Annotated in this window: 13 protein-coding genes; 6 read left to right on the top strand and 7 right to left on the bottom strand. The window is 61.3% G+C overall.

The window, feature by feature from the left end; genetic code table 11:
* Window positions 1-66 precede the first annotated feature (66 nt).
* Window positions 67-390: a TRAP transporter large permease subunit gene (locus tag QX073_RS09165; RefSeq protein ID WP_316225645.1), complete on the top strand. Its 324-nt coding sequence runs from the start codon at window positions 67-69 to the stop codon at window positions 388-390.
* On the opposite strand, the gene QX073_RS09160 is transcribed toward QX073_RS09165, so the two are convergent.
* Window positions 349-1,080, bottom strand: coding sequence for a Crp/Fnr family transcriptional regulator (locus QX073_RS09160; RefSeq protein ID WP_315712940.1), 732 nt, complete (start codon window positions 1,078-1,080; stop codon window positions 349-351). The genes QX073_RS09165 and QX073_RS09160 overlap by 42 nt on opposite strands.
* Before the next feature lie 570 nt (window positions 1,081-1,650).
* Complete coding sequence (locus QX073_RS09155; protein WP_315712941.1) at window positions 1,651-2,364, bottom strand: helix-turn-helix domain-containing protein; 714 nt, start codon at window positions 2,362-2,364, stop codon at window positions 1,651-1,653.
* A 138-nt stretch (window positions 2,365-2,502) separates the two neighbouring features.
* Between QX073_RS09155 and QX073_RS09150 the strand changes: the two genes are divergently transcribed.
* Entirely contained in the window at window positions 2,503-2,820 is a 318-nt protein-coding gene (locus QX073_RS09150) for a cytochrome c (protein WP_315712942.1), read from the top strand.
* A gap of 10 nt (window positions 2,821-2,830) precedes the next feature.
* On the opposite strand, the gene QX073_RS09145 is transcribed toward QX073_RS09150, so the two are convergent.
* From QX073_RS09145 to QX073_RS09135, 3 genes are read right to left on the bottom strand one after another with little or no spacing between them, the layout of a single operon-like run.
* Window positions 2,831-3,931 (bottom strand): ABC-type transport auxiliary lipoprotein family protein, encoded by a 1,101-nt coding sequence (locus QX073_RS09145; RefSeq protein WP_316225644.1) that lies wholly within the window; start codon window positions 3,929-3,931, stop codon window positions 2,831-2,833.
* A 3-nt stretch (window positions 3,932-3,934) separates the two neighbouring features.
* On the bottom strand, window positions 3,935-4,714 hold the full coding sequence (locus QX073_RS09140; RefSeq protein WP_315712944.1) for an ABC transporter ATP-binding protein: 780 nt from the start codon (window positions 4,712-4,714) through the stop codon (window positions 3,935-3,937).
* A 2-nt stretch (window positions 4,715-4,716) separates the two neighbouring features.
* Entirely contained in the window at window positions 4,717-5,853 is a 1,137-nt protein-coding gene (locus QX073_RS09135; protein WP_316169724.1) for an ABC transporter permease, read from the bottom strand.
* Window positions 5,854-6,014: 161 nt separating this feature from the next.
* Here QX073_RS09135 and QX073_RS09130 point away from each other — a divergent pair, with 161 nt between their 5' ends.
* A complete protein-coding gene (locus tag QX073_RS09130; RefSeq protein WP_315825128.1) occupies window positions 6,015-6,284 on the top strand; it encodes a hypothetical protein in 270 nt (89 codons plus the stop codon).
* The gene (locus QX073_RS09125) at window positions 6,285-6,791 is read left to right on the top strand and encodes a phage holin family protein (protein WP_316183865.1); all 507 of its coding nucleotides are present in this window, start codon (window positions 6,285-6,287) and stop codon (window positions 6,789-6,791) included. It begins immediately after the preceding gene.
* 38 nt (window positions 6,792-6,829) lie between these two features.
* Here the strand turns inward: QX073_RS09125 and QX073_RS09120 are convergent, their stop codons facing one another.
* Window positions 6,830-9,523, bottom strand: a complete 2,694-nt coding sequence (locus QX073_RS09120) for a bifunctional acetate--CoA ligase family protein/GNAT family N-acetyltransferase (protein WP_316183866.1) — start codon at window positions 9,521-9,523, stop codon at window positions 6,830-6,832.
* 251 nt (window positions 9,524-9,774) lie between these two features.
* Between QX073_RS09120 and QX073_RS09115 the strand changes: the two genes are divergently transcribed.
* Both QX073_RS09115 and QX073_RS09110 read left to right on the top strand, forming a co-directional pair.
* Window positions 9,775-10,764 carry a zinc-dependent alcohol dehydrogenase family protein gene (locus QX073_RS09115; RefSeq protein WP_316225643.1) on the top strand — a complete coding sequence of 330 codons (990 nt, stop codon included), beginning with the start codon at window positions 9,775-9,777 and terminating at the stop codon, window positions 10,762-10,764.
* Between the two features lie 22 nt (window positions 10,765-10,786).
* On the top strand, window positions 10,787-12,331 hold the full coding sequence (locus QX073_RS09110; RefSeq protein ID WP_316225642.1) for an AAA family ATPase: 1,545 nt from the start codon (window positions 10,787-10,789) through the stop codon (window positions 12,329-12,331).
* A 40-nt stretch (window positions 12,332-12,371) separates the two neighbouring features.
* Here QX073_RS09110 and QX073_RS09105 read toward each other — a convergent pair whose 3' ends face one another.
* Complete coding sequence (locus QX073_RS09105) at window positions 12,372-14,045, bottom strand: PHA/PHB synthase family protein (protein WP_410052366.1); 1,674 nt, start codon at window positions 14,043-14,045, stop codon at window positions 12,372-12,374.
* Between the last annotated feature and the right edge of the window lie 68 nt (window positions 14,046-14,113).

The following is a 14,113-nucleotide window of genomic DNA, read 5'->3' as shown; positions in this document are numbered from 1 at the left end:
GGCGGTCTTCACCCGCGACGTCCTGAACGGCGCCGCTTCCTGGCCCGAGGCGATGGCCGTCCTGTTGTGCTGGTGCCACCAAGCCCTAACGCCGTCCTTCACGCGCTCGCGACCGGCGGGACGATCTCGATCAGCGCGCTGTTCATGGCGGGTGTATTCCCGGGGCCGCTGCTCGGCTTCTCGCTGATCCTGCTCTGCATCGTGATCGCCTATCGCGAGGGCCATCCCCCACGGCCAGCGGGTCCGGCCAAGGATTTGGTCGTCCGCCGCCCCCCGAAATCCAGCTCGCCGCCGGCGAGATACGGCCATCATCGGCTAGGTAGGACGCCGGAAAATGCCTCGCCGCCCCTACTCGTCTTCGTCTTGACCAGCCTCCGCCAATCCGCGTAGCGGCTCGGGGTTCAGAAGCACGATCGCCCCGTGCTCGAGGCGGACCCAGTCCCGCGCGGCCCATGCACGCAACTGCTTGTTGATGCTCTCCCGCGTCATGCCGACCATTTCGCTGATCTCTTGCTGCGTGATGGCAATGGTGCGGCTCGCGGCATCCAGCTTGCGCTTGTCGGTCAGGCCGAGCAGCGCACTGGCAAGGCGGCGGGGAAGATCCTGAAGGATGACCTGCTCGACCTGGTCGCTGGTCCAGCGCAGCCGATCGCAAAGCAGCTCGATGAACTTCATTGCCAGCACCGGCTGGCTCTTTACGAACGGCAGGAATTCGCGCCGATCGATGACCAGGATCTCGCAGTTCGTATTGGCCGTTGCATCGGCTGTACGTTCTCGTCCGTCGAGCACGGCGACTTCGCCGAATATCTCGCCGGCGCTGATCAGGTTCAGGATAGCATTGCGGCCGTCGGGCGACGAGACACTGATTTTGACGGTGCCACTGATCACGGCATACAAGCTCGAGCCGGGATCGCCTTTTGAGAAGATGGTTGCACCGCGCTTGAGCGATGTCGGCTTGGCGTAGCGGCAGAGCTGATCGACTGCATCAGCCTCGAGTTCACGAAAAATCGGATGCTGACGCAGCACCGACAGCTTGCCGTTGTTGGTAGGTCGGACGCTCGCCCGCTTTTCCTCAGCCACACCGCATCTCCCAGGCGTCCGAATACCGCCGCCCAAGGGAGAGGTCCAAAGCCGGTGGCCAAAGCCCCGCGAATATCAGGGGACCATGGACACGCCTACAGCCACCAGCAAAGACGATCCCTCAGACTTGCGACCACCGATCCTCGATTTCATTGCACCTCGGAATACGGCAGATCGGCGGATTGTCCAGGAAAATGCAGCGAACGCTCAACGGCGAAGCCATGTGCCAATCGACGCCGGAGGCGTTTCCGCCGCCGAGACGGGCCCGGCATACATTGTGCAGCGCGTGGGAATCGTCCAGCCGCCCGTCGGACCAGCAGCGCTACTCTTCTGAGCGCAAGATGCCGCAGTCCAAGGGCAGCCTGTACCTCACACCCGATGCCTTGTCTGTGAATCAGCCCAAAGCAGGACCGCGGCGAACCCGACAAAGACCCCCACAACTGCAAAGCTGACCAACATAGCGTCGAGCGGCATGTCTCTCTCCCCTGTTCGAGCTTGAGATACAGTTCCCTACCGGCTGCGCGACAGTCCTTGATCCAGATCAATGCAATGCGGATTTCGCCAACGATGTCAGGCAGCAGCCATTGCTTCGGCTCGTGCCGAGTCCCGAAGCGAGACGCCCCCGGGCAGGATCGCGATGATGCCCTCCCGTTCGAGCTTCGTGAACGTTCGACTGACGGTCTCGATGGTGAGCCCGAGATAGTCGGCGATATCCTGCCGACTCATCGGCAACGGTACCATGTTAGAGGGCCCCCGAAGCTCCACCAGCCGATCCCTCCAGCCAACGAGGAATGTCGCGACCTTCTCCTCGGCTGATCGGCGCCCAAGAAGTACCATGTGATCACGCGCCTGATTCAGCTCCTGCACGGCCAGTTCGTTCATCCGGCGCAGCAGATTCGGCTTGTCCTCGGCAAAGCGTCCGAACGGTCCCTTCGCGAACTGGCAGACGGTGACGGGACCGATCGCGTCAGCCGAAAATCCGTGCCGTTCCTCCGTCGTCATGCCGACGAAGTCACCGGGGAGCGCAAATCCGACGATCTGCCTGCGTCCGTCGGGGAGAAGCTTGTAGAGCCTCATGACTCCATCCAATAAATTGTAGAAGCAGGACGACGTGTCTTCCTGCGCGAAAACCGTCTCGCAGGTCGCAAAATGCGCTCGGCGGCTGAGGTGCTCGAATTCGCGCATTTCGAACTGGTCGAGCGACGCACAGACACTGAATCCCCGCACGGCACAATCGGCACAGGCCTGCCCGTGGAAATCGATTGCAACAAGAGACGTCTTCATACGGGGGCTCCGGTGGGCCAAGCGCAAAGAGAATGATTGCATTCTAACGGACGCTCGAAGTTCCGATTGATTCAAATCAAACGAACCAACAATCCGGGCCCTATCGTGGCCGCCACTCCCAACCAATGGATATCGTGAATGCAGCGGCTTGTTCTGTGCCACCTTCTCGCCGCGATTGCGTTAGCCACCCCGTCATACGCGGCGTCGACGGCGCAGCAACGCGGACAGGCTTTCGCGAAGGCCCACTGCGCACGATGCCACGCCATTGGTCGAACGGGAGATAGCCCGTTCGAACCGGCTCCTCCGTTCCGAAGCCTCCATCTCCGCTACCCGATCGAATCTTTGGGCGAAGCGCTCGCGGAGGGGATCATGACTGGTCACCCGGCCATGCCCCAATTCCAGCTTGCGCCGCCGCAGATCCACGATCTGCTCTCGTATTTGAAGAGCTTGGAATAGCCCGATCGATTCAGAGCGCCTGTATCGTCCAGGTCAGAATCGATTTGGCAATCCGGCCGAAGGCCTCATCGAAGGCGGACACGGCATCAGCAGGATCAAGCCGGGCAACGGGCTGGCTTTCGTCAAACAGCCGAGACGCGATGGCCTTGCCGTTCTTGTCGACGAGGCGAGCCGACAGGCCAATTTGCACCGCGGCGGTATCGCCATTGATCCGGAAACGGCGGACATCGATCAGCAGCTGAAAATCCGGCTGGCCCAGATCGGATGTCCGCAGCGGAGCGTGGGCCACATCGTAGTTCTCGAAGGCATCGATCAGACGTGATTGCAACAACTTGGGGATGCTGTCAGCCCACAGGAAATCACCGAACCCGGGGTAGTCCTTTGTGGGCGTGAACAGCATGCGCTGAGTCTGCAGCATCGCCACGGCCGTGGGCTCAGGTATCGAGAGCTGACCCTTGATGGTCTTGTTGACCGGCCCCAGTTCTCTTGGCGCGCTCAGATCATAGGTGACTTTCTGTGCTGGAGCACCGCCTCCTGTCATTTTCTCCAGACCCGAGACGATTCCATCGAGCTTGCCGGTATTCCGCGCGAGGCCGTCCGAGAATGTCTTGAGGTTGGCGATCGTATCTTTGAGCGGCCCGGCATTCTCCGCAAGAACTGCGTCGACACGCCGCAGGGCGTCCCGGGCGGCCTGCGTCATGCTTTGTCCGGCGCCTGGTTCTGCAATCAAGGTCGATACGGCACTCGCCGCTCCTGCAGACGCGCCGCCCTCCAGCGCGATCACCGGCACTCCGGTCAGCCCCTGAAATTCCAACCCTACTTTGGTGTCGGCGCGCACCGGGGTCGTCGACGCCACGGAAATCGTTGCGTTGACCCGACGCGGATCGTTCGGCGCCAGACCGAGCTCAGTCACCTCGCCGACCCGGATTCCGTTGAACAGAACGGCAGCCCCGACCAGCAGGCCGGGCACCGAGCCCTCGAACTGCACGTGATAGGTCGTGCGAGGCCCGAGTCCTCCGGTGTTGTTGAGCCAGTAAACGAAGCCAAAGATCGCGACGATGGCCGCCAGCACGAAGCCGCCGATGACAGCGAAGGGCGCACGGGTTTCCATCTTTCAACTCGCTTTTGGTTGCAGCATCTGGGATCGCTTGCCGTGAAAATAGGCTTTGACCCATGGATGTTCTGATCGGAGGAGGTCGCTCATAGGACCAATCGCCACGATCCTGCCATCGGCCAACGCAGCGACACGGTCGCAGACCGTGTTGAGGCTGGCGAGGTCATGGGTCACCATGAACACCGTCAATCCCAACGTCAGCTGGAGCGTCTTGATCAGGGCGTCGAAGTCGCCGGCGGAGATCGGATCGAGGCCGGAGGTCGGCTCATCAAGAAATACGATCGCCGGATCGAGAGCGAGGGCGCGCGCCAGCGCGGCGCGCTTCGTCATGCCGCCGGATAGCTCGGCTGGGAATTTATCACCGTCCTCTGCGCGAAGGCCGACCATTTCGAGCTTGGCTATCGCGATCTCATCCATCAACTCCTGCGACATCTGCAGGCTCTCGCGCAGCGGAAACTGTACGTTCTGTTTGACCGTCAGTGACGAGAACAGAGCACCCTGCTGAAACAGAATTCCCCAGCGCTTCGCTGCAGCCTGCGTCGTCCGCTCCTCGGCGCCCCCAACGGTTGTCCCCATGACCTCAATGGTCCCGCTGCGCCGAGGAATGAGTCCGATGATCGTCCGCATCAGGACGGATTTTCCGCCGCCTGACGCGCCAACCAACCCGAGAATCTCACCGCGACGAACGTCGAGCGAAAGATTGTTCAGAACGAGCTGCCGGCCGAACCCGACAACGAGATCGGTCACGCGGATCGCGCTGGACACGCCAAGATCATCCATCGCTACATTCCAATGGACGCAAAAAACACGGCGAAAAGACCATCGAGCACGATGACCAGGAAAATGGATTTCACCACGGATGTCGTAGTCTGTTGCCCCAGCGATTCGGCACTACCTTTCACACGAAGTCCCTCACTGCAGGCAACAATGCCGATCACCAGGGCCATGAACGGCGCCTTCAATATTCCCACTTCGAAGTGCGTCACCGAGATGGCATCGTGTAGCCGGGCGATGAAGATTGCCGGTCCCATGCCGCCATAGAGCTGGGCCACCAGCCCTCCTCCATACAGGCCAGCCATCGAGCCGATGAAGGCGAGAATTGGCAAGGTCAAGATCAACGCAACGATACGGGGCAGAATCAGCACCTCGACAGGATCAAGTCCCATCGTCACCAGCGCGTCGATCTCCTCGCGCATCTTCATCGATCCAAGCTCGGCCGTGTAGGCGCTTCCCGACCGCCCTGCCACCATGATCGCGACGATCAGAACGCCAAGCTCGCGCAGGACCAGAATTCCGACCATGTCGACGACGTAAGACTCGGCACCGAAACGTCGAAAATGGAAGATCCCCTGCTGGGCGATGATGGCGCCGATCAGGAATGTGATCAACACCACGATTGGAATGGCCTGCCACCCGATGCGGTACATCTGATAGACGAGGGAGGTCACGCGCAGAGATTGAGGCCGGCGCAGCGTGCGCAGCAGCGCAAAGAACAGCGCGGCCAACATGTCCAGAAACACCTTGATGTCCTGGGCGGCCCCCAGACTCGAACGACCGAGGTCGGTGAGTTTGGCGAGGATCGGGTTAAGTCTCGGTGCCGGCTCGACGACTCGTCGATTGACCTGCCGGACCTCCTCGACGAGGCCGATGTAGTTTTCTGCTACCCCGATCATCTCGACCCGACGATCGCCCGCAGCAGCCCGGCGGCCGAGCTTCTCAAGCAACCAAGCACCGACGGTATCGATTTCGCTGACGGCCCCAAGATCGAGCTTCACGGCGGTCGCGCTGTTGATGCTGTTGCCGACAGAGCTGGTCAAGCTCTCGAGCTCTGCCACGTTCAGGGACACCCATGATCCGCTCGGACGAAGCTCGAGCACATCCTCCGTCGTCGCCGCGGTCAGTCCCGGATGAGCACGCAATTGGATGTCTCCCTCAGTCGGCGTGCCGAGGCACACCCGTTCCTAAATCGCGCCGATCTGCCTCGCTTGATCTGCGTCAATCCCGTCAGCGCAACGGGTTGAGCGAAATCAAGCATCGTGCCGAGCTACGTTCTACAGTGATTTTGACGCAAGGACAAAACATGGCCATCGACCCGACGCCCCTCCGGACCGAGCTGGAGAGCCTGACGCGAGAGCTAAGCCAGCTGTTGCGGGGCGCGGGTACGCCGCGTGACAACCCGGACGCGCAACCAGCCGCCGGAATGCTCGCTGCAGCGATCGAGGCGCTAGACATGCGTCTAAGCGAGACAGACGTTCAGGTGGAACGAATGATCAGGGATCGTCCGATCGTGGCGACGGCTTCGGCCTTCGCCCTCGGGCTTGCCGTTGGCCTCCTGCTGCGGAGAACTTAAGTGGATACCGAAAATGTCGTTAAACATTTACGCCTTCTCTGGCGGACGGACCGGGTCATTGCCGAAATCAGGCTTCGGCACTTGCTCGTCGGGCTTGGCCTCCGGGCCTTTGCGGCGCTGATCGCCGTCTTTGGCCTCCTGATGTTCGAGCTGGCGGCCTATCTTGCATTGGTCCAGGTCACCTCCGCGGTCGTGGCAGCCGCGGCACTCGGAGCCTGCAATATCGCGATTGCGGCGATCCTGCTGATCATCGCATCCCGTGCACCGTCCGGCCGGGAACTCGAACTAGCCAACGAGATTCACTCCTCGGCGATGGACTCGCTGCAATTGGAAGCACGAGCTTTGCAGTCCCGAATCTCGAGCGTGGTCAACCATCCGCTCAACAGCCTCATTCCGCTGCTCATCGTTCCCATTGCGACGATGATCATCAGAACTCTCCGCTCGCATGGCGCTTCCGAAGGCGAGGCGGCGAGTCCGCCGTCCAATGACGACCACCATCCGACCTGAACCGATGGACCGGGTGAGAGGACACCGAAGATCTGAGCTTAGAGCCTGAGTTTGACATTGCAAAGGTCGCGCTCGGTTGGATCGGTTTTGACCTCGAAACCGAGATTCCTACACATCTCCAGCATGACGACATTCTCCTGCAGGACGTCGCCGGAGATCATCTTCAGGCCCTCCGACTTGGCGTATTCGATGATCAGTTGCATCAATGCCCAGCCGAGTCCGCGTCCCTTGAGATCCGACCGCAACAGGATCGCGTATTCCCCGCTCTCGTAGACCGAGTCGGAGTGAATCCTCACGACGCCGACCAGTTCGTTTGTCGCTTCATCGAGAGCCACAAAAGCCATCGCGCGCGCATAGTCGAGCTGCGTCAGGCGCGCGATGAACTCGTGCGTGAACTCCTTCATTGGGGCAAAGAATCGAAGACGCAGGTCTTCCGCAGTGACATGCTTGAGGAACTCATGAATGGTTGGTTCATCCTCGGGTCGGATCGGCCGCGCAAGGATCCGCCAGCCGTCCTTGACCTGGAGATGCCGTTCCCATTGGCTCGGATAGGGCCGAACGGCGAAATTCGACGGACCAGAGCCTTTGAATTTCGGCGGAACCCTGCCGACGGCGACGCGCGCATCGACGGCCATGACGCCGCTCTCGTCGGCGAGCAGCGGATTGATATCGAGTTCGCGAATCTCGGGAACGTCTGCTGCAAGCTGCGCAAGCTTGACCAGCACCAGTGCGACTGCATCGGGCTTGACCGCTGGGACATCACGATAGGCGCGCAGCAATCGTGAGACGCGCGTCCGCTCGATGAGGTTTCGCGCCAGATGGAGATCGAGCGGAGGCAGACCGAGCGCTTTGTCGTTGATGATCTCGACGGCGGTACCGCCCCTGCCGAACACGATCACGGTTCCAAAGGTCGGATCGTCGGCAATGCCCATGATCAGCTCCCTCGCCTTGGCGCGGACGATCATGGCTTGCACGATCACGCCGGAAATCCGTGCGTCGGGCCGAACGGCCTTCGCGCGGGCCATGATCTCGTTCGCGGCGTTACGCACGGCCTCGGCCGTAGTGAGATTGAGCACGACACCGCCGACGTCGGATTTGTGAATGATATCTCTCGACAAGATCTTGAGCACGACAGTTGTGCCTTGAGCGAACAACTGCTCCGCATATCCGACCGCCTCGTCGACCGAGGACGCAGCGAACGTCGGCACCATCGCAATATCATAGGCCTCCAGCAGGCGACTGATCTCGACCGGATCGAGCCAGGTCCGCCCGTCGGCGAGGGCTGTCGCTACAATTCTGCGGGCTGCATCGACGTCGGGCGCAAAAGAGCTCGGCATGGCCGGCGGCACAGCGGCAAGCGATTCGACCACCTCCCGATGACGAACGAGATGCATGAAGCCGCGAACGGCATCATCCTCCGTTGGGTAGTTCGGAATTCCTGCCCCGCTCAAGGTCTCGATGACCGACTGCTCCGCACCGACCCATGCCGCCATAACCGGCTTTGCCCAGCGCCGGTGCTGCTTTCGATAGGTACTGACGAACTCGGTGACAGCCGTGGCAATGGCGCTCGCGGATGCAATCGCGGTCTGAACGTTCATGACGAGAATTGCATCGTTGGCTCGATCGGCGAGCAGCGCCTCGAGCGCGAGCGTGTAGCGTGCGGCATCGGCATCGCCGACGATGTCGACCGGGTTGGATCCGGACCAGGTCGGCGGCAAGATGGCATCGAGCTTGTCGTGGACGACCGGCGAGAGTGCGGCAGGCACGCCTCCGAGCTCGACCAGTCGATCCACGGCGAGCACGCCGATCCCGCCGCCATTCGTGAGAATGGCGAGCCTCTTGCCCATGGGCGACTCCACCCGCCCCAGCGTTTCGGCGCAGTCGAACAACTCGCGCAGATCGGAGACCCGCAGAACGCCGGCCCGACGAAAAGCCGCATCGTAGACGGCATCCGCTCCCGCCAGCGCGCCCGTATGTGTCGCGGCAGCTTGCGCACCGACGGCACCGCGGCCCGATTTCACGACCACAACCGGCTTGACCCTTGCCGCCGCTCGCGCCGCGGACATGAACTTTCGAGCGTCCTTGACGGCTTCGATGTAGAGCAGGATCGCGCGGGTCCCACCGTCCAACGCGAAGTGGTCCAGAAGATCTGCGAGATCGACGTCCAACTGATCGCCGATCGAGACGATTCCAGAAAACCCAACACCGCGCTGAGCAGCCCAATCTACCATCCCCGCCGCGATAGCGCCGGACTGTGAAATGAGCGCCAGGCTGCCTGCAACCGGCATGTGCGCCGAAAAGCTCGCATTGAGCTTGATGGTCGGCATCATGATGCCGAGACAGTTCGGCCCAATGAGACGCATGCCGTATTTCTGCGCTGCCTTCTCTGCCTGATCGGCGAGCGATCCCTCTCCGTGCCCGAGACCCGAGGTAATGATCAGAGCCCCTGCCGTCCCCAACGCGCCTGCGCGATGAATGAGATCCGGGATCGAAGGAGGTGGCGTCGTGATCACCACCAGTTCCGGCACAAACGCCAATTCGGCGAGACTGCCAACGGCTGCGATGTTGGATATTTCCCGATAGCGAGAATTGACCAGGCCAAGCTTGCCCTCGAACCGCGCCTTGACGATATTGTCAAGAATGGCCTTCCCCACCGAGTTCGGTCGCGGACTCCCTCCGATCAGAGCGATGGAGCGTGGCAAAAGCAGGTTCCGCAATCGGTAGGTCGACATTTGCACGTCCAACATCAGTTGGTGAAAGGCGGGTGAATCCCGGAGATTGATCTTAGTTTCAATCCGCAGCGGGTCTAGCGCGACTTATCATCCCAGCATAGTGACGGATGCAATACCGCTCCGTTCCCCGACCGCACCTGCCGGCTCTGCTCGGTAGGCCGCAGTATTCGAACCAAGTCCTTGATGAGCATCAAACGATTGCCGGGCTGATTATCTTATTACCCTGCAAATTCGTCCGGGAGGCATCTCCGATGCGAGCGATGGTTCTGCGAAAGCCTGGAGCGCCTCTGCAGCCCGAGACACTCGCGGACCCCGATCCTGGTCCCGGTGAGATCCGCGTCAAGGTCAGGGCATGCGGTGTGTGTCGCACTGACCTGCATGTGTTCGACGGTGAGCTTCCCAACATCCGGTATCCGATCATCCCCGGACACGAGATCGTCGGTCATGTCGATCAGATTGGTCCTGGTGTGACGACGCACAGGCTCGGCGAGCGGGTCGGAATTCCATGGCTGGGGCATACATGCGGCCACTGCACGTTCTGCGCACGTGGTATGGAAAATCTCTGCGACCAGCCGACGTTTACCGGCTATACGCGCGATGGCGGCTATGCGACCCACACCGTCGTCGACGCAAATTATGCGTTCCCGCTCGGAGGTCTGGAGGATGACGTCGCCACCGCACCGCTGTTGTGCGCCGGCCTGATCGGCTGGCGATCGCTGGTCATGGCAGGGAACGCCGAGAGGCTTGGCATCTACGGATTCGGCGCGGCCGGTCACATCGTTGCCCAGGTGGCCCGCTGGCAGGGGCGCCAGATCTATGCGTTCACCCGCGAGCACGACGAGGCTGCGCAGGATTTGGCGCGCCAACTTGGCGCCACATGGGCCGGAGCGGCGGGCCAGCGTCCCGATGTTGCTCTGGACGCGGCGGTCATCTACGCGCCGGCTGGCGAGCTTGTTCCGGCCGCTCTGCGGGCTGTTCGGAAGGGCGGCCGGGTGGTCTGCGCAGGTATCCATATGAGCGACATTCCGACGTTCCCGTATTCCCTCCTCTGGGGAGAACGCCAGGTGGTGTCCGTCGCCAACCTGACGCGGCAAGACGGTCTCGATTTCCTGCGAGTCGCGCAGCAGGCTCAAATACGGACCCATACGACGCCCTATCCGCTGTCCGACGCAAATGACGTTCTGGCTCGCCTGAGGCGGGGTGACGTCGTCGGCGCGGCGGTGCTCATCCCGGACTTTTGAATTGAACGCGGCAACACCGCCCATGGCATCACCATCCGATCAGGAACTGGTCTTCTCCTTCTTGGGCAATACCGCCCGACATCCAGGTGTCCGCCGGATCGACACGCACGCGGCTTCCGTGTTTCTGATCGGCGACCGCGCCCTGAAGATCAAGCGCGCCGTTCGGCTGCCATTTCTGGACTATTCGACGCTCGATCGGCGCAAGGCCGCGTGCGTAAAGGAAATGGAGATCAATCACCCGTTTGCTCCGGACATCTATCTGCGTGTCGTCGCCATCACCAAGGCGCCAGACGGGTCATTCGATGTCGGTGGATCCGGCACTCCGGTCGAATATGCCGTCGAGATGCGTCGCTTCGATGACAGCCAGACGCTTGATCATCTTTCTCGCCGCCAGCAGTTGGACGTCGGATTGGGCGAGCATCTGGCAGAGACGATCGCGGCGTCGCATGCAGTCGCCGTTCGGAGCTCCTCCAATCTGTGGACGGACTCCATTCCAATCTGGATCGACGCATTCGTCGCCAGCTTTCGGACAGTCTCGCGATTTGGCGAAACGGAGGTCGAAGAACTCCGCGTCCTTTGCCACTCGGCCTTCGCGCGGCTCCGCCCCCTGCTCGAGCAACGTGCAAAGGACGGGCACGTGAAACGCTGCCATGGCGACCTCCATCTGGCCAACATTGTCCTCATTGACGACAAGCCGGTGCTGTTCGACGCCATCGAGTTCGACGACCGAATAGCCACGATCGACGTCCTGTACGACCTCGCCTTTCCACTGATGGACCTCTTGCACTTCGCGCAGCCGGTCGCTGCAAGCCACCTCTTGAACCGCTACCTCTCGACCGCGGCGCCCGACCAGACCGGAGGATTGGCTGCTCTGCCTCTGTTCATGGCGATCCGGGCCGCCATCCGTGCACAAGTCTTTGTCGCAAGGTTCGACCGCCTTGATGCTGAACACTCGGACGCAGATCGCTCCACAACGATCGAGACCGCAGAGAGCTACTTTCAACTTGCGCGCAGCCTGATTCGGCCGGCGGAGCCGAGGATGATCGCGGTCGGAGGCCTGTCGGGAACGGGGAAATCTGCGCTCGCCCGGGCTCTCGCTCCTCTCTTGGTTCCTCCACCGGGAGCAATCGTGTTGCGCAGCGATGTGCTGCGCAAGCAACTGTCTGGCGTGAAGGAAACCGAACGCCTCCCAGCTGAGGCCTATACGCCGGAATCGAGTGCACGAGTCTATCGAGAGTTGACGACGCGGGCCAGCCGCGTGCTCTCACAAGGTTTCACGGTGATCGTCGACGCCGTGTTTGCACGTTCGGATGAACGGCAGGATATCCATGATCTCGCGAAACGGCTGAAGGTGCCCTTTGCCGGCCTCTTCCTCGTTGCAGATTTGCGCAGCCGGCAGGAGCGGATTCACCATCGAGTCGCCGATGCGTCCGATGCAACGGTCGGGGTTGCCGAGGATCAGGAACACTACGATATCGGCGGTCTCGATTGGCTCCAGGTCGATGCGTCAGGCACGGCTGAGACGACATTGGACCGAAGCCTTTCATTGCTCCGGGCCAGCGCCTAAGCCCGACGGGATGGTGCTCCTTGGCCGCAACATGCGGCGATCACGTGTGCACGTAGTCGCCCGGCGCGTCTCCGAGATCATTCGAACGATCTGTCCCGAGTTGCGGCGGCGCGCCCGGCGCTCCCGACTGCTGTCCGAGCCATGCTGTCCAGGCCGGCCACCACGATCCCTCCAGCTTTGGAGAGCTGCTCTGCCACTCGTCCGGCCCGAGATAAGGAGCGTCGGCAGCCTTGGTCCGCATCTGATGGGAGCGCCCCTGCTCGCCCGGCGGCGACACGATGCCGGCATTGTGGCCGCCGCTCGCGAGCACGAAAGTGACGTCAGCATCAACCTCGTAATGGACCTTGTACGTCGATTTCCAAGGCGCAACGTGATCACGCAGCGTCCCGACGACGAACATCGGCGTGTGGATATCGGAGAGCGAAACAGGCTTCCCCTCGACCCGATACCGCCCCTCGGCGAGATCGTTGTTCAGGAAGAGCTTGCGCAGATATTCGGAGTGCATCCGATACGGCAGCCGCGTCGCATCTGCGTTCCATGCCATCAAGTCGCTCGGGTTTGCGCGCTCGCCGAGAAGATAGTCGCGCGAGACACGAGACCAGATCAGATCGTTGGAGCGCAGCAATTGAAATGCGCCCGCCATCTGGGTGGTATCGAGATATCCACGCTCCCACATCATGTCTTCGAGAAAGGCGACCTGGCTTTCATTGATGAAGAGCGTCAGCTCTCCCGCTTCCGTGAAATCGGTCTGGGCCGCAAACAGCGTGATTGTCTTCAGACGCTGGTCGCCATCCCGTGCCATGGCTGCCGCCGTGATCGAAAGAAGCGTTCCCCCGAGACAATAGCCTGCGGCATGGACCGGCGTATTCGGAATGATCGTTCCGATCATGTCCAGGGCAGCCATGACGCCCAGCGAGCGGTAGTCGTCAAACGCAAGATCCCGGTCTTCCGCTCCGGGGTTTCGCCAGGAGATCATGAAAACCGTAAAGCCCTGGTCGGTCAGGTATCGGACCAGCGAATTGTGCGGCGACAGATCCAGGATGTAATACTTCATGATCCAAGCCGGTACGATCAGGACCGGCTCTGGTCGCACCTTCTCGGTCGTCGGCATGTATTGAATCAGCTCAATCAACTGATTGCGAAGCACAACCTTGCCCGGTGCGGTCGCGACAGTCTTGCCGACGACGAACTCACCATTGCTCGATATCTTTCCCGGCTGCATCACCTGCATGATATCGGCGAGCCAGTTCTGCCAGCCGAAGATCAGGTTCTCGCCACCGCTTTGAAACGTCCTTTCCAGAACTTCCGGGTTGGTCGCTGCAAAGTTCGATGGCGCTAAAATGTCGAGCAGTTGACGAATTGAAAAGTCAACGACGGCTTCGTTGGCGGGGTCGACACCACGAATGCCGGTGGTCGCCTTGTGCCACCAATCTTCTCCGAGCAGGAACGCCTGGGCGAACAAGTTGAACGGTTGGGCCGTCCATTGCGGCTTGGAAAAGCGATGATCGTTGACCTGCGGCCTGATCAGATCCCAAGGACCGCGATTGGGATCCGCAAAATGCAATGACCGTTCGGCAACCAGCTTCGCGCCGTTCCAGGCGTCTCGGACGATCTCGATTTGACGCTGAGGCGCAGCCGCCAGATGGCAAACCCAATCCAGATACGCCATCGACAGAGCAGCCGGCGATATCCCCGCGGTGAGTCGAGCCAGCATCGCGCTGAACGCCTTGTCCAGCTCGTGGTCCTCGCGCCGAAATGCCCCGGAGCCCGCGTCGGCTTCCT

This window comes from Bradyrhizobium sp. SZCCHNS3052, assembly GCF_032484495.1.
GTDB lineage: Bacteria > Pseudomonadota > Alphaproteobacteria > Rhizobiales > Xanthobacteraceae > Bradyrhizobium.
The sequence above is the reverse complement of the archived record's forward strand: the minus strand, read 5'-3'. Positions and strand labels throughout refer to the sequence as shown.